The 15321-nt window shown below is 67.1% G+C and carries 15 protein-coding genes; 3 read left to right on the top strand and 12 right to left on the bottom strand.

What is annotated here, in order from left to right:
* The first annotated feature begins 61 nt into the window (after positions 1–61).
* Both LPH33_RS12045 and LPH33_RS12040 read left to right on the top strand, forming a co-directional pair.
* Complete coding sequence (locus LPH33_RS12045) at positions 62–766, top strand: DUF899 domain-containing protein (protein ID WP_016692270.1); 705 nt, start codon at positions 62–64, stop codon at positions 764–766.
* A 12-nt stretch (positions 767–778) separates the two neighbouring features.
* On the top strand, positions 779–1627 hold the full coding sequence (locus LPH33_RS12040) for an alpha/beta fold hydrolase (protein ID WP_145692183.1): 849 nt from the start codon (positions 779–781) through the stop codon (positions 1625–1627).
* A 15-nt stretch (positions 1628–1642) separates the two neighbouring features.
* Here LPH33_RS12040 and LPH33_RS12035 read toward each other — a convergent pair whose 3' ends face one another.
* The 5 genes from LPH33_RS12035 to LPH33_RS12015 all read right to left on the bottom strand — a co-directional run bounded on the left by LPH33_RS12035 (position 1643) and on the right by LPH33_RS12015 (position 5605).
* Positions 1643–2194: a dihydrofolate reductase family protein gene (locus LPH33_RS12035; protein ID WP_016692272.1), complete on the bottom strand. Its 552-nt coding sequence runs from the start codon at positions 2192–2194 to the stop codon at positions 1643–1645.
* Between the two features lie 58 nt (positions 2195–2252).
* Positions 2253–3062 carry a glycoside hydrolase family 19 protein gene (locus LPH33_RS12030; RefSeq protein WP_229568135.1) on the bottom strand — a complete coding sequence of 270 codons (810 nt, stop codon included), beginning with the start codon at positions 3060–3062 and terminating at the stop codon, positions 2253–2255.
* Between the two features lie 728 nt (positions 3063–3790).
* Positions 3791–4495: a ribosome small subunit-dependent GTPase A gene (rsgA, locus tag LPH33_RS12025; RefSeq protein WP_229568134.1), complete on the bottom strand. Its 705-nt coding sequence runs from the start codon at positions 4493–4495 to the stop codon at positions 3791–3793.
* The gene (locus LPH33_RS12020) at positions 4489–4839 is read right to left on the bottom strand and encodes a hypothetical protein (protein WP_229568133.1); all 351 of its coding nucleotides are present in this window, start codon (positions 4837–4839) and stop codon (positions 4489–4491) included. The genes rsgA and LPH33_RS12020 overlap by 7 nt, the downstream gene beginning before the upstream one ends.
* A gap of 100 nt (positions 4840–4939) precedes the next feature.
* Positions 4940–5605, bottom strand: a complete 666-nt coding sequence (locus tag LPH33_RS12015; RefSeq protein ID WP_016692274.1) for a class I SAM-dependent methyltransferase — start codon at positions 5603–5605, stop codon at positions 4940–4942.
* Positions 5606–5734: 129 nt separating this feature from the next.
* Here LPH33_RS12015 and LPH33_RS12010 point away from each other — a divergent pair, with 129 nt between their 5' ends.
* Positions 5735–7042 (top strand): alpha-hydroxy-acid oxidizing protein, encoded by a 1308-nt coding sequence (locus LPH33_RS12010; protein ID WP_016692275.1) that lies wholly within the window; start codon positions 5735–5737, stop codon positions 7040–7042.
* Between the two features lie 7 nt (positions 7043–7049).
* Here LPH33_RS12010 and LPH33_RS12005 read toward each other — a convergent pair whose 3' ends face one another.
* The 7 genes from LPH33_RS12005 to LPH33_RS11975 all read right to left on the bottom strand — a co-directional run bounded on the left by LPH33_RS12005 (position 7050) and on the right by LPH33_RS11975 (position 15286).
* Complete coding sequence (locus LPH33_RS12005) at positions 7050–7913, bottom strand: oxygenase MpaB family protein (protein ID WP_229568132.1); 864 nt, start codon at positions 7911–7913, stop codon at positions 7050–7052.
* A 117-nt stretch (positions 7914–8030) separates the two neighbouring features.
* On the bottom strand, positions 8031–9446 hold the full coding sequence (locus LPH33_RS12000) for a phytoene desaturase family protein (RefSeq protein ID WP_016692277.1): 1416 nt from the start codon (positions 9444–9446) through the stop codon (positions 8031–8033).
* A complete protein-coding gene (locus tag LPH33_RS11995) occupies positions 9443–11260 on the bottom strand; it encodes a DUF3556 domain-containing protein (RefSeq protein WP_088898596.1) in 1818 nt (605 codons plus the stop codon). Before LPH33_RS11995 ends, LPH33_RS12000 begins: the two co-directional genes overlap by 4 nt.
* A gap of 71 nt (positions 11261–11331) precedes the next feature.
* Positions 11332–12795 carry a class I adenylate-forming enzyme family protein gene (locus LPH33_RS11990; protein ID WP_145692182.1) on the bottom strand — a complete coding sequence of 488 codons (1464 nt, stop codon included), beginning with the start codon at positions 12793–12795 and terminating at the stop codon, positions 11332–11334.
* A 130-nt stretch (positions 12796–12925) separates the two neighbouring features.
* The gene (locus LPH33_RS11985; protein WP_229568130.1) at positions 12926–14239 is read right to left on the bottom strand and encodes a PucR family transcriptional regulator; all 1314 of its coding nucleotides are present in this window, start codon (positions 14237–14239) and stop codon (positions 12926–12928) included.
* Positions 14240–14309: 70 nt separating this feature from the next.
* Positions 14310–14669, bottom strand: a complete 360-nt coding sequence (locus LPH33_RS11980; RefSeq protein WP_145692181.1) for a DoxX family protein — start codon at positions 14667–14669, stop codon at positions 14310–14312.
* Between the two features lie 14 nt (positions 14670–14683).
* Complete coding sequence (locus LPH33_RS11975) at positions 14684–15286, bottom strand: TetR/AcrR family transcriptional regulator (RefSeq protein WP_145692180.1); 603 nt, start codon at positions 15284–15286, stop codon at positions 14684–14686.
* Between the last annotated feature and the right edge of the window lie 35 nt (positions 15287–15321).

Below are 15321 nucleotides of genomic sequence, written 5' to 3'. Positions count from 1 at the left end.
ATTTCCGGCACCTGCCCCGGTCAACATTCGTGAACGGATCCGTCCGACTCCGGGAGACGTCATGACCCAGCAGACCACCCGCGCCCTTCCTCCGATCGTCGACGAACAGACATGGCGGTCGGCGCTCGACGACCTACGGCGACGGGAGAAGGCCGCCACTCGCGAACTCGACGCCATCGCAGCGCAGCGCCGCCGGCTGCCGATGATCGAACTGCCCGACTACACGCTGATCGGCGCCGACGGCCCGATCCGGCTCGTCGATGTGTTCCAAGGCCGCTTGCAGCTCATCACCTATCACCACATGTGGTCCGACGGTGCCGAATGGCAGTGCGGCGGATGCACGAGTCTCACGACGCAGTGGACCCGACTCGGCATCCTCGACAACTACGACGCCCGCATGGTCATCGTCACCAACGGGCCGATCGACGAAGCCCTCGCCTACAAGGCGAAGGTGGGCAACACGATGGAGTGGTACTCGTCGTCGGAGAGTTCGTTCGGCGCCGACGTCGACGCACCTCCCGGTGGAGGGTTCGCGGTCAACGTGTTCCTGCGCGACGGCGACAAGGTCTACCGCACCTGGCACACCACGGGCCGGGGCACCGAACAGCTCAGCTACACCTTCGCGCTGATCGACCTTCTTCCGTGGGGCCGTCAGGAGGAATGGCAGGACTCGCCCGAGGGCTGGCCGCAGTCACCGACCTATTCGGGGTGGCTCGACTCCCCCGACGTGGCGCGGCTCTACGGTCCCGGCACCGGCGCGCAGTGAAGGCCGGGTGACATGGCGGACTCGACACCCTCGCGCAGCGGACATCTACCCATCAACGGCCTGAGTCTGTACTGCGAGGTGCACGGCGAACTCGGCGGGTCCGCTCCGCTGCCCCTGCTGCTGATTCCCGGCGCGTTCATGAGCACCGAGTCGATGCCGTCCTGGGTGACCGCCTTCGCCGAACGGCGCCCGGTGATCCTCTTCGATCAGCAGGGGCACGGTCGCACCCCGGACACCGATCGTCCGATGTCGTACGAGCAGTTCGGCGACGATGCGGCGGAGTTGCTGCGGGCTCTGAACGTCGAGCGTGCGGACGTGATGGGTTATTCGCAGGGCGGCGGGGTGGCGTTGCAGGTGGCGCTCCGGCATCCGGACCTCGTCGGAAAGCTCGTCACGTTGTCGGCCACCTACCGACAGGACGGTTGGTACGCGTCGGTGCTCGAGGGCGTCGGACATCTCGATGCCGAGGTGTTCGCCGGTTCCTCGGTCGAGAAGTCGTTCACGGAGCACACGCCCGATCCCGCGGCATTCGCTGTCTACGTCGACAAGATGAAGGTCCTCAACATCGAGGACCAGCAGATCACGGACGAACAGATGCGGTCGATCACTGCGAACGCGATGGTGATCGTCGGCGACGCGGACGGCGTGAAACCGGAACACGCGGTGACGATGTTCCGCTTGCTCGGTGGCGGCGACGAGGAAGCAGCGGCGACGGGGATGCTGCAGAAGGTTCCCCGGGCACGCCTGGTGATCCTCCCGGCGATGTCACACCTCGGCATCTCCGGAGAGGCCAACGTGCTGGCGCCGATGGTGACGGCGTTCCTCGACGACGTCCCGCCGGTGACGCCCGAGCTCTTCTGATCCGGCCGGCGGTCCTCAGTCGGCGAGATAGCGCAGCATCACGGCGGTCGTGAACTGTCGTGTCTCGACCAGGCGCAGATCCACGCGCTTCTCCAGGGGCGGGAACATCGGTGTGCCTCCACCGAGCAGGACGGGTGAGACGAACACCTGGTACTCGTCGATGAGACCGTGCGGGATCAACGACGCGGCGAGATTTGCCCCACCGACCTCCATGACGCCGTCGCCCTCGGTCTTGAGCCTACGCACCTCCTCCACCGCGTCGTCGCTGACGAGGCGACTGTTCCAGTGGACCTCGGTGAGGGTGCGGGAGAAGACGACCTTGGGCGTGGTCGTCCACAACTCGGCGAAGTCGCGTTCGATGGGCGAGGCGTCCTCGGGCAGGTGCGGCCAGTACTCGGCCATCAGCTCGTACATCCGCCGGCCGTGCAGCGAGAGCTCGAGCTGACGGAACCGGTCGTTGTGGAACTGGTGCAGTTCGTCGTCGGGGTCGGTCCAGTCGATGTTGCCGTCGCGGTCGTTGATGTAACCGTCGAGGGACACGCCGAAGTCGTAGATCAGTTTTCTCATGATCCGATAGACCGTCGGCGGGCCCCGAACTCATCGGCCCGGTGCGAACGTGTCGCGCCTACGGCTGGAGCAGCACGTCCAGGCCACGCTTGAAGTCGTCGATGCGGCGACCGAGAGCGTGGTGACCGCCGTTGACGAGCTCGGACACCCGGACGATCCCCGCGGTGTCCGCGACCTCGTTGAGGTTGCGCGACGTCCAGTACCAGGCAGCGGTGGTGAAGGCGTTCTCCGGCGCAGCGAGCAGCTCGGGGTGCGCGACGAAGTCGACGCCGATGTGCTCGCTGACCTTCTCGTAGTTGTGGCGACCCGTGATCTGGATCGCGCCGCGACCCTTGTAGCGCTCACCGTCGCCGGGATGGGTGTTGCCGAGATCGGCACGACCCTCGTAGGCGCGACCGGACGCGTACTCCTCGAAGGTGCGGAAGGAGTCCGATTCGACGGCCAGCTGGGCGATGAACGCCGCTTGACGGACCGGATTGTCGATGCCGCTGCGTGCCATCGCCTCGTTCAACGGCGCGATGAACTGCTCGACCTTCTCCGCCGGGATACCCGGCACGATGCGGGTCAGTTCCTCGGGTGTGACGGCGGGCGGTGCGGGAGTCGTCTCGGCGACGAGTTCGACCACCTCGGTCGCCTCTGCGGAGTCGGCCTCCTCTTCCTCGTCGTCCGTCACGGTCCAGCCGTCGGCGGCCAGGGCGTCGAAGTCGAGCGCCCGGAGCAGGTCGCGGGGCTCTTGGAAACGGGTCTGCGTGGGGGTGGTGGGTGCGGTGTCGGCGTGGGCGGCGGAGGTACCGACGCCGAGCGCGGCGGTGAGGACGGCCGCCGCGGCGACCGCGGCACGGAAACGGCGCAATGATGAAACGGACAAGGGTCGTGCTCCAAGATTCGCCGAAGCTGGGTTCGGCCTTCGAACGGGGCCGCGGGCATCACCGGCGGGATCGTTACCACCGCACGGAGGGCCAACACGCGACCATCAGGTCACAACCAGGTAACGTCGCAGGTCGAGAGGTTTTCAAGCGATCATGGCCGACGCCATCTGAACCCATGAAAGTGATGCGCGACATACCCGGAAGTCGATCATTGCGGCGATCGCATTCGGCCGGCCCTACGAGAACCTGCCGCAGCGACACCTGGCCGATCCTGCCCCTTGTCCACCAAGGATCGACGATCTCTTACCGAATTCCTTGTGCGCCAACAACTTCGATACAACGGGCGCACGCGCCGAAGGTTCGCGTCACCGATGATCGAATCGACGCCGCGATGGGTCGCCCACTCGAGAACAGACCGGTTCGGTTCGACCGAGGAGAAGTACACCCCCGAGCTGGGTCGTAATCATTTCGTGTCCGACGACACACCTCGATAACGCGGAGCTGCACGCCCACCGAGACCATCCGCGTTCACACTGCGACGGACCCGAGCAGGAAGTACCGACCGGTATGTTCGCGCAGGTCGAAGGCCCCGACCATTCGGTCGGGGCCTTCCATGATCAGCGCGCCGAAACGGGGTCGACGCGGCGTGTTGCAGTAGCGAGCCCCGGTTCACCGCGCGAACTGCGCGGGAGAGTACCGACCGCCTTGTATGCCGCGCCGAGAACCCTCAGCGTTCGCGGTAGTACGCCCGGATCGCGCGGCTCATCACCTTGATCTCACGGGTCCGCTCGTGCCGCAATCGGGCATCGGACCGGGCCGCGATCCATTCGTTCTCACGCCGCAGTTTGCGATGACTCTCCACTCGCCGGGCATCGAGGTCGCCGCGGTCGACGGCGGCACGAACCGCGCATCCCGGTTCGGTCTCGTGTGCACAGTCCGTGAAGCGGCAGTACTGAGCGAGCTCGTCGATCTCGGGGAAGGCGGAGGCGATGCCGGCACCGGCGTCCCACATCCCGACGCCCCGCAATCCCGGCGTGTCGATGAGGGTCACGCCGCCACCCAGAGGGAACATCTCCCGATCGGTCGTGGTGTGCCGGCCCTTGCCATCCCCCTGCCGCACCGGTGCCGTCGCCTGGACGTCGCGGCCGCACAGGGCGTTGACCAGCGTCGATTTCCCGGCGCCGGACGCTCCGACGAACACGACGGTGCCGTGGAGCAGCGCGCGCAGTTCGTTCAGCCCGGATCGATCCGGCGCACAGACCTCGACCACGCTCGCTCCGGGTGCGAGCACGGCGACCTGCTCGGATACCGCTTCGGTCGCGAGGTCGACCTTCGTCAGGGCGACCACCGGTTGCGCGCCGCTGTCCCAGGCCAGCGCCAGCAGACGTTCCATGCGACCGACATCGAGGGTGTCGGCCGCGACCGTCACCACGACGGTGTCGACGTTGGCGGCGAGAACCTGCTCTTCCGAACGTCCCGACGCGTCGGCTCGACGATCGCGCCGGTACGCGGCAGGACCGCACAGACGGTGCCGATCGTGTCGCCTTCCGTGGGCGGTTCGCGCACGATCACCCAGTCGCCGGTGCAGACGGGGTGACCTGCCGTCCGCACCCGCAGCGGACCGGCGAAGGTCACGGCGTCACCGTGACCGCGACCGACCCGCACGATCCGGCCGGGAGTTCCCTGAATGTCTTTGTCCGCGAACCGTTCCGCGATCTGTTCGGACCAGCCGTACTCGACCGGCGAATCGGTTCCGGGTGGGACATCGGGGTGCACGGTGACTCCTGGATCGTGACGAGGCGCGGGTGGTCCGCTCCGACAGATCCGATGGTGAACTTCGCACCCCGGCAATGCAATCGAATTTCCACGTGCACCCTCAACCGCGGTGGGCCGACAGCAACCAGGCCGGGAGCATCGAGCGGCCCTTGTCGTCACGCTGCCACGCGGCAGCATCCTCGTCGCCGAGAAACGCATGGATGAACGCCGGCCGCACGTCGTCGACGGTCCAGAACTCGGCGACCGCGTCGCGCAACTCGTCGTCCGTCACCGGATTGGGTCCCTGACCCTCTTCCGGAAAGGCGTCCTTCGAGAAGGCGAGGACGAAGAAGGACGCCCTCGGAGCAGCGGCACGGGTGACGGCCCTCAGGTAGGCGCGGCGCCGGTCCACGGGCAGCGAATGGAACAGGGTGCTGTCGACGATCGTCGTGAACCGGCCGTCGAATCCCGTGAACGACGTGATATCGGCGACCTGGAAGGTCGCGGTCGTCAGGCCCCGCTCCGACGCCGCGGCCCGAGCTGCCTCGATGGCGGTCGGCGACAGGTCGAGACCGACCACCGTGTACCCCTGGGCCGCCAGGTGGAGGGAGGTCTCGGCATGTCCACAGCCCGCGTCGAGCACGTCGCTGCGGAATCCGCCCTCGTCGATCAACCGGGCGATCTCGGGCTGGGGTTCGCCGATGTTCCACGGCACGGGGCCCGAAAACCCTTCGGCGACGCCCCGGTAGATGTCGTCCCACGGTGCAACCTGGCCGTCCTCGGTCATGGATCCGACGGTACGCCCGCCGCCGGATCCACCGCACCGATTCCGAATTCGACACCGGTAACCGGTTCACTCGACCGGGTTCGTGAGGAAGGATCGACAAGCGCCACCGTTCGAGAGGGGAACTCACTCGTGACCGAAACTGCCGCATCCGCACCCGCCGGTCCCGGCCGGGAACGTCAGGGGGTCGTGTACCGCAACGGAGCGTTGGGCCGGCGTCCGGCCGTTCCGACGTCCTTCGGCGACCTCGAACGCGCCGCGCGGCGTGCGAGTTCGAAGCGGGCCTGGGCGTACGTCGCGGGCGGTGCCGGTGAGGGACGCACGATGCGCAACAATCGGCGCGCGTTCGACCGATGGGCGATCGTCCCGCGCATGGCCCACGGTGTCACCGAACGCGACCTGCGTACGACCGTGGCGGGCACGTCGCTCTCCTCGCCGCTGCTGCTGGCCCCGATCGGGGCGGGAGCGTTGATGGCCGCCGACAGCGACCTGGCGATCGCGCGGGCGGCCGCCGCGACCGGCGTGCCGTACATCTTCTCCAACCAGGGCTGCAATTCCATGGAGGACTGTGCCGGCGCGATGGGCTCTGCGTCCCGCTGGTTCCAACTGTACTGGAGTTCCGACGAGGATCTCGTCGACAGCCTGCTGCGACGGGCCGAAGCAGCCGGCGCCGAAGCCGTCGTCGTCACCCTCGACACGACGATGCTGGGATGGCGTCCGCAGGACCTGAATCTCGGGTCGCTGCCGTTCGCACGTGGCGAGGGCATCGCACAGTACACCTCGGATCCCCGCTTCCTCGACATCGTGCGGCAGCGGATCGACGCCGCCCGCGAGATGGTGACGGAGCGACCCGATGTCACAGTCGGCGCGATCCGCACGCTGCTGTCGATGACCCGCAACCATCCGGGTCGATTCCTCGACAACCTCCGCTCCCCCGTGCCGCGCGCCGCCGCGGAGACCTTCCTCGACATCTATTCCAATCCGGGACTGAGCTGGGAGCATCTGGCGACGTTGCGAGATCGGACGCGACTTCCCATCGTGCTCAAGGGAATTCTGCATCCCGACGATGCGCGTCGCGCCGTGGACCTCGGAGTCGACGTCCTCGTCGTGTCGAATCACGGTGGACGCCAGGTCGACGGATCGATCGCCTCGCTCGATGCCCTGCTCGACATCCGTGCCGCGATCGGCCGGGAACCGACCGTGCTGCTGGACAGCGGGATCCGAAGCGGTGCCGACGTCTTCGTCGCGCTCGCGCTCGGCGCGGACGCCGTGCTGCTCGGCCGGCCCTACATGTACGGATTGGCGATCGCAGGTCGACAGGGTGTCGAGGAGGTGATCCGCAACGTGATCGCCGAGTTCGACCTCACCATGGCATTGACCGGCGCCCGATCGATCGCCGACATCGACGAACGGTTCGTCCGGCCGAATCCCTCCTTCTGAGACAGGGTCAGGCCTTGCGCGCACGCACCTTGCGGTAGGGAGTCTCGTCGATGCGCGTGGTGATCTCGGCGACCATCTTGTCGTACGACTCGTTCTTACGAGCGATGCCGATGAGCCGCTTGGTGGTGCGTGCCGCGGCGCGCAGGTTCATCGGGCGCCCCTCGATTCCGTACATCAGGCGCGCCCACTCCGGCAGCAGCGACAGCATGCCGTCCTGCACGACGACGAAGGTGAACACCTTCACCGGATTGCCCCACAGGTTCGGCTTGCGGAGCGCGTGCGTCACCTCGGCGGCCGCGAGCGACAGCGACAACCAGTGGCGCTGCTCGTCGACGTACGCCTCCAGGTCGGCCCGGGTAGCGGGCAGGCGGGCCGGGTCCGCACCGACGAGTTCTGCGGCGATGTGCTGTTCGACGACGAACTTGTCCTGCTCGGCCGGGGTCAGGTCGAGGCCGAAGGATTCCGCACCGCGCAGCAGCGCGAACGCGAGGGCGTTGTGGGTCCAGTCGATCCACGCGGGCTCGTCGGCGCGCAGCGTGGTGCCGGTGTGCGGGTCGTCCCAGACGGCGTGCGCGTGCATGCGGCGCACCGAGGCTGCGGCGGCATCCGCATGGGCCTTGTCACCGAACATGACCGTGTCGAGATAGCGGCCGGTGCGCTCGTCCCGCCCCTTCGGATCGACGTACGCGGCCGACGCGTGCTCGAACAGCCGCATCATCCCGGGGTTGAGTGCCTGCAGCAGCAGACCCGCCATGCCCGCGACGCGAGAGGACGGGTCGGCGTACACCTTCCACGAGACGGAGCCGGGGCCGAAGTAGCCGTCGTCTTCACGCGGCGCGTTCCGGGCAGGGTGGGGGGTGGTTGCGGTCACGGGTGAGGGCTCCTTCAGCACCGGGGGAAGTGCATGTCGGGAGGATGTTATTTCCGTATGCGAAGTTTCGCGGCGCCGCGCGCGCCCGTCACCGCACATTCACCCCGGAAGATCACCTCATGTCTTCAGGTACGCCAACGCCGACCGGGCGGCGTGGTAGCCGCACATGCCGTGCGCCCCGGCACCCGGCGGAGTCGCCGCCGAGCACAGGTACACGCCCGGAACGCCGGTCGCGTACGGGTCCAGTGCCGGGCGGGGCCGGAGCACGAGTTGCACCGCACTGTTGGCTCCGGTGACGATGTCGCCGCCCACGTAGTTCGCGTTGTGGACGGACATCTCGGTCGTCGTCCGCACGTGCACGGCACGGATCGTGTCGCGGAAGCCCGGGGCGAACCGTTCGATCTGGGTGGTGATCGGCTCGGTCGCGTCGCCGGTGTATCCGTGCGGGACGTGCGCGTAGGCATAGAGCGGGTTCAGGTTCCCTGCGGAGCGCGACGGGTCGGCGAGGAACTGCTGGCCGACCAGGACGTAGGGGCGATCGGGCATGATCCCCCGGTTCACCTGGCGTTCGGCTGCCGCCGTCTCGGCGTACGAACCGCAGACGTGGACGGTGCCGGCGCGGCGGGACGGTTCGTGCTGCCAGGGCACGGTGCCCTCGACGGCGTACTCGACCTTGAACGCCCCCGGACCGTGCTTGTACCGACGGTAGGCACGGGCGGTGCGGCGGGGCAGCCTGTCGCCGACGATCCGCACGGCGTCGGCGGGTGAGGTGTCGAGGAGCACCAGGTCGGGGTTGCCGAGTTCGTCGAGGGACTCCACGCGTACCCCGGTTTCGACGGTGCCGCCGTTCTTCTCGATCAGTGACGCCATCGCTGTGGCGATCGCGCGCGATCCGCCCTGCGCGACCGGCCAGCCGTAGGCGTGCGCGGCCGTGCCCAGCGCGATGCCGATGGCCGAGGACATCGGCGAGCCGAAGGGCCGCAGGGCGTGGGCCGCCACCCCACCGAACAGGGCGCGCGCCTCGGGTGTGGACCAGGCGCGTGCGAGCACGTCGGCGGGCATCGCGGCGAACATTCCGAATCCGGCGAGCAGCACCGGATGGACGGGTACGTGCAGCATCGGGCGCAGGAAGTCCTCGGTGATGCCGCCGAATCGTTCGGTCAGTGCGCCGAAGATCCGGCGCCACCTGGCCCCGTCGGTCCCGAGTTCCGTGGCGGTGTCGTCCACGGATCGGTAGGCCGCGCCACCACGTCCGCCGTCGAGCGGGTGGGTGTACTGCACCTCGGGCCACGACCAGGTCAGCCCGTGTTCCGCGAGGTCGTACTCCCGGCTGAAGGGTGTGTCCACGGCCAGCGGGTGGAAGCCGCTGCATTCGTCGTGGAGCAGACCCGGCAGGGTCAGTTCGCTGCTGCGCGTGCCGCCACCGATCGTCTCGGCTGCCTCGAGCACTCGCACCCGTACGCCCTCGGAGGAGAGGACGACGGCGGCGGCGAGCCCGTTGGGCCCGCTGCCGACTATCACCGCGTCGGTCATGCTCCAACCTTGACACGATCGGGCCGGACCTGCGGGTGGAGGTAGGCCGTCCCGGCCGGTTCGTAACCGGCCATCCGCCAGGTGACGGTGTGCGGGATCGGGCCGTCGGGCAGCCACGGCTGCGCCGACACCGCGTCCTCGATGTGATAGTGACCGCGCTCGACGACACCGAGCGCCGCGTCGATCACCTTGTATGCCAGCGTCTTCCGATGGATCGGCTGGGATTCGATCCACACGATGACGCATTCTCCCGGTTCGAACCGGCACCGCTCCTGCACCGCGCTGATGGTCTGCTCGTTGTGCAGATGGCCGTCGCCGAACTGCCAGCCCACCAGGGTGGTGCAGGTGAACTCGCCTTCGCGGATGCGGTAGTTCTCGAGCTTGTCGAGATGCCGCATCATCAGCGACATCAGCCCGCGACCCTGGCTGTGCATGGTGCGCCATGCGACCGCCTTCTGCATGAAGATCTCGGCGACCTCCTTGCCGAACGCCCCGCTCAGCTGGTCGATCTGATTGTCGTTGAACTTGGTGAGGTTCTCGTTGAGCTTGTTCTCCGCTTCGTCGCCGCGGAAGGCCCACAGGGCCGACGCCCAGTTGCCGGCGTACTGACGCATCGACGGCAGGAAGGAGACGAGGTCGGGACGCAGGTTCCCAAGGATCGGGAACAGCAGGAAGGCGACGAGGATCGGCGCGAGGATCCAGACGGAGCTCACGTCGCCCACCCCGTAGCCGGCGCCGGCGGGGAATCCACCGAAGAGCCAGACGGCGGCGAACATGTAGAAGACGTTCCACTCGAGCGGGACCGCCAGCGGGAAGGTCGAGGTGATGAAGATGTGGAACATGACCATGCCGATGATGGCGAGCCAGGTGATCGTCGTGTTCGTCGAGAACAGCAGCACCAGCGGGACGACGAGTTCGACGACGGTGCCGCAGACGTGGGCGAGGAACCAGCTGACCTTCGACGGACGCAGGTCCTGCGGGAAGTTGCGGTAGAGCGAGCGCTTGAACCGCTTCGAGGTGATCCACGGGGTGTTGCTGAGCATCGGCGGGATCACGTTGGTGAAGTGGTGACCGAACTTGGAGACACCTGCGCCGAACCACACAGTGACCAGCGCGATCTTGGCGGCCAGGATCATGTCGACGTGGTTGCTGAAGATGCCGAAGAAGAACATGACGGCGACGTACTGTTCCGAGCGTGCGGCCAGGAAGACCACGCGGTCGCGCAGGCCCATGACGACGATGAGGCCGACGTAGGTCAGCAGCGCCCACTGCGGGAGCAACCCGACCTCGCTTCCCGGGAGGGCAGCGGTTGTCACGCCCGGTCCGAGCAGCAGGAACAGCAGAGTGGCCAGGAGCGCGAAGTAGATCGCGACGTCGACGACGGTGCGATGGTCACCGCGGGTGAACGGCACCACCTTCGGCCAGGGTGGGAGCCGCAGGGTGCCGCGGCGGGTCCAGTAACGCCAGCCACCGGTGAACGGTTTGAACTTGAACGCCAGCGGTCCGGAGGACGACGCGTAACCGGTGATCTCGAACAGAATTGTCCACACCATCAGCTTCTGGTAGACGATGGGCTCGCCCCACCAGCCGGCGAGGTCGGCGAAACCCAGTCCGGGAGTGGTGAGTCCGACGACCGCCACCCCACCGAGAACGTAGAAGATCAGCTTGTACACGTAGAGCATGTGCATCTGTTTGGGGCTGCCGAAACCGTATTCGGCCCAGTGGGTCGCCAGCACCCGCATGCGCTCCATGAAGGGCATGTCGTCGTAGGTGGCCGGGTCGACCGGTGGCATGTCTGCCGTCTTGAATCCCATTGTGACTCCTGAAGGTGGGCAGGGCTCATCCCCGCGAGGGGCACTCGCGTCGATGTAGGAAGAAGATGAGGTCAGGCGTGTTGCAGTGTGCGCCTGAGCGAGGGTTTGTCGATCTTGCCGACGGGGTTCTTCGGTAGCGCGTCGAGGATGTCGATCCGCTCGGGCACCTTCGCGCGCATCAGGTGCCGCCGGCAGTGCTCGAGGAGGTCCTCGGTGGTCGTCGTCGCATCCGGGTACAGCACCACGTAAGCGACGGGAACCTCGCCGAGGACCGGGTCGGGCCGCCCGACGACCGCGGCTTCGAGAACGTCATCGATCGAGGTCAGGACGGTTTCGATCTCCTTGGGGTAGATGTTCTCGCCTCCGCGGATGATCATGTCCTTGACGCGGTCGACGATGCGCAGATAACCGTCCTCGTCCAGGATGCCGATGTCCCCGGTGTGCAACCAGCCGTCGCGGACGGTCTCGGCGGTCGCACCGGGGCGATCGAGGTAACCGCGCATGACGGTCGGTCCCGCGATGACCACCTCCCCTGTCTCGCCGGGTGCCAGCAGTTCACCGTCCGGGGACATGATCCCGATCCGCTGTCCGGGCAGTGCCGGTCCGACCGTCCCGAGTTTGCGGACGCCGTCGACGGGATTGCAGGCGGACGCGCAGGTCGCCTCGGTGAGTCCGTATCCCTCGACCATGACGAACCCGAAGCGGTCGTGGCACCGTTGCAGCAGTTCCTTCGACACCGGCGCGGCGCCGCACACCACGAACCGCAGGGACGAGGTGTCGGGGCGCACGGTGTCGGGCAGCGCCGCGAGCATCGCGTAGATCGCGGGTACAGCGGAAAAGTATGTGGGACGGAGCTTTTCCACGTGGTCGAAGAACCGGGTCGCGGAGAACGATCCGATGACACTGAGCTGTCCGTGCGAACGCCAGACCGCCAGTGCACTCACCATGATCGCGTTGACGTGGAACAACGGCAGGACGAGCATGCAGTGGTCGTCGGCGGTGAGACGGAAATGCTGCGCCATCGTCGACGACATGGCCTCGGCGTTGTCGTGATCGAGCATCACGCCCTTCGGCCGTCCGGTGGACCCGCTGGTGTAGATGACCAGGCTCAATTCGTCGCCGCGCAGGGCCACAGGGTCGGGGCCGTCGCCCTCGTCGGCGAGATCGTCCACCGCGATGCTCGGGCGGCCCCCGTCCGGTGCGTCGACCGAGTGGTTGACCACCAGGACAGCGCCGGAGTCCGAGATCTGATAGGCCGCTTCCGATTCCGTGAACGCCGGATTGACGGGTGTCGCAGCAGCACCGAGACGCCACGCCGCGAGCATCGCGACGAGCAGCTCGACCCGGTTCGGCAGCATGATCGCGACGATGTCGCCCGCGCCGACGCCGTGCCGCGCGAATTGTGCTGCGACAGAGCGGGTTCGGTCGTCGAGCTGAGCGTAGGTGAGTTCGAGCCTGTCGTCCCGGACCGCCGCACGAGAGCGATCCTCGGCGGGGACGTTCCAGGGGAGAAAGGGAAAGTGGGAGAAGGGCATCTACAGCTCCTCGGTCCGACGAGCACGTATCGGTTGTGATGCACGACACTATGCTGCCGGCGTGATCCAGGACACGTCCCCGCGAAACCAACTTCGACGCTTCTCTTGTCGATTCTGCACAAAAATCGGGTCAGCGACCGGACGAACGCTTCTCCTTGGGCATCAGCACGGGTCGTCCGAGCACGTGACAGACGTGCAGAGCCAGCTCGAGATCCAGTCGATTGTCGGAGATCGGCCGTCCCCGTTCGTCCTCCGCCTTCTGCAGCCGGTACTTCACGGTGTTCCGGTGGAGGACGAGTTCCTCGGAGGTCTGCACATAGCTTCCCCCGGTCCGCAGGAACACTCGTGTCGTGTCCCGCAACCGCTCCGCGGCCGGGCTGTCGATCGCGAGCCGACCCAGCGTATCGGCGACGAAACGCCTGGTCGTCGCGAGATCGCGCGCCAGCACCGCCGTCGCGGACATGCCGTCCTCGCCGTAGTACACCGCTCGGCTGTGCCGAACGGTCGCGGTGCTCGCGACGATCCGCACCGCCTCGGCCTGCTCATGGCTGCGCCGGAATCCCGCGACCCCGACGGCCGGCTTCCCGAACGCCACGCGCAACCCGGGGACGGCCTGCACAGCCGTCCGAAGGCGTGACACGTCGACGACCGTGCCACCCGCCGTCGTCGTCCACAGCCAGGCCGTGCGCCGATCCACCGGTACGAACAGGGGTGCGCCTCCCCCACCGGCCGCGACGGTGAGAGTCTCTGCCGCCGCCGCGAGCGTGGGCGTCTGGTCTGCGCCCTGCGCCGGGCCTTCGATCCACGCGATCGCACCGGGGTGGGTTCCGTCGAGCCGGTAACCGGTCTTCGTCGCGAACTCCTCGGTATCGAATGCACCGCTGCTCAACACCTGCTCCACCAGCGCCGACGTCACATTCTCGGACTGCTGGACCAGCACCCGCTGCTCTTCTTCGTGTGCGTCGAGCACGACGCGCGTCATCCAGTCCACGTACTTGTGCATCCACCCGGCGAAATGATGGAGCAGTTCGAGTTTCAGGTCGGGTGCACAATCGAGCTGCTGGATCTCCGCGAACATCTGGTTGAACAGGTCGTCGGAGCCGATGTGGTAGGCGCGGCGCAGCGCCGCCGCGGGAACGCCGTGCCGCGCGAGCCGCACCGCATACTCCGTGGCGGCGGTGATCGGCTGGATGCGATCGAGCGGAATGTCGTTGCTGATCATGTGCAGGATGGTGGCGACATTGCCCTCCACGCTCGCCCGCAGCATGTCGGTCAGTTCGGACTCGCCGAGATCTTCGACGGCCGATTCGATCGCCGCGTCCATGCTCGCGACGATCTCGTCGGACCGCCGCTGCATCCGCTCGCCGACCACCACGACGAGTTCCTGCACGTCGGTGGCCCGCGCGTCCTTCGACGGAGTCCCGCGTCGGGCGTCATCGTTCATTGCACTCGTCTACCAGAAAACTCGATCTGCAGGTCGTGCTTGCGCCGAACGGCGTCGATGCCGGGAACGGTCAGAAGGCGTATGCTGCCGGCACCACCAGCACGGACAACGCCAGCATGCCCAGACAATTGACCCAGAACGATTGTCCCAGGAACCCGGCCCGCACGTGCGCAACCGCAGCGCACACGAAATAGCCGACCACGGCGACCGCGGCTGCGGCTCCGATTCCCGGATATGCCGGTCCCACCAGCAACCCGGCAGCCGCCAGCAGCTTCACCACCACGAGAGCCCACCACCAGTCCCGGGGGAATCCCACCCCGTCCAGGCACTCGCTGATGAATCGTGGCGGGCGGATCGACAACAGCGCATCCCCCACCAGAATCGCCGCCAATACCACCGACAGCCACCACCACCCGGTTGTCGCGATCATTTCTGTCCCCCTTGTCATCCGTTGGATCGGTCGAGCACGAGCTCGATGACCTCACGCAGTTGGTCCATTTCGGATCCGCCGACGGTTGCACTGTTGCCCGCGGTCAGGAGCAGACCGAGGTACGCGAAGTACACGACGCGTGCGCCACGCCCGGCGTCGGCCGCGTCCAGTCCGGCGCGACGGAAGGTGTCTTCCAGCTCCGAGACGAGTGCCACTGCCAGCCCCTCGAAGATCTCCGATTCGTGTCTACCGCGCACGATCACCGCCGCGTATTCACGTGAAAGATCCTGGTCCTGAACGAAGTACGCGACGAAGGGCGCGAACAACTCCAGAACGGCCGTGACCGTGGAGGGTGCGTCGAGTTCGTCCTGCGGCGAGGCCTCCCGCCGTTCCCGGTGCACCCCGGCGATCCACTCGTCGAACACTGCGACCAGCAACGCATCCTTGTCGCCGACGGCCATCACGGTTCCGACGCTCACCCTTGCCGCGGATGCGATCTGCCGAACGGTCGTCGCGGCGAAACCCTGTTCACGGAACAGCGTCTCCGCGGCGGCGAGTACCACCCGACGGGTGACGTCCCGTTTCTCGGCACGAGACTGAACACGTTCAGTGAACATGTTCATGATCATGTACGGCGGTGCGCTTCACGTCA

The sequence above is a fragment of the Rhodococcus sp. RDE2 genome (assembly GCF_020885655.1).
GTDB lineage: Bacteria > Actinomycetota > Actinomycetes > Mycobacteriales > Mycobacteriaceae > Rhodococcus > Rhodococcus pyridinivorans.
This window is presented reverse-complemented; position numbering and strand designations above follow the sequence as displayed.

Bases quoted from the DNA above. Each gene is read 5' to 3' on its own strand.
- LPH33_RS12045 (WP_016692270.1), top strand. From the start codon at position 62: ATGACCCAGCAGACCACCCGCGCCCTTCCTCCGATCGTCGACGAACAG.
- LPH33_RS12040 (WP_145692183.1), top strand. From the start codon at position 779: ATGGCGGACTCGACACCCTCGCGCAGCGGACATCTACCCATCAACGGC.
- LPH33_RS12035 (WP_016692272.1), bottom strand. From the start codon at position 2,194: ATGAGAAAACTGATCTACGACTTCGGCGTGTCCCTCGACGGTTACATC.
- LPH33_RS12015 (WP_016692274.1), bottom strand. From the start codon at position 5,605: ATGACCGAGGACGGCCAGGTTGCACCGTGGGACGACATCTACCGGGGC.
- LPH33_RS12000 (WP_016692277.1), bottom strand. From the start codon at position 9,446: ATGACCGACGCGGTGATAGTCGGCAGCGGGCCCAACGGGCTCGCCGCC.
- LPH33_RS11995 (WP_088898596.1), bottom strand. From the start codon at position 11,260: ATGGGATTCAAGACGGCAGACATGCCACCGGTCGACCCGGCCACCTAC.
- LPH33_RS11990 (WP_145692182.1), bottom strand. From the start codon at position 12,795: ATGCCCTTCTCCCACTTTCCCTTTCTCCCCTGGAACGTCCCCGCCGAG.
- LPH33_RS11985 (WP_229568130.1), bottom strand. From the start codon at position 14,239: ATGAACGATGACGCCCGACGCGGGACTCCGTCGAAGGACGCGCGGGCC.
- LPH33_RS11980 (WP_145692181.1), bottom strand. From the start codon at position 14,669: ATGATCGCGACAACCGGGTGGTGGTGGCTGTCGGTGGTATTGGCGGCG.
- LPH33_RS11975 (WP_145692180.1), bottom strand. From the start codon at position 15,286: ATGTTCACTGAACGTGTTCAGTCTCGTGCCGAGAAACGGGACGTCACC.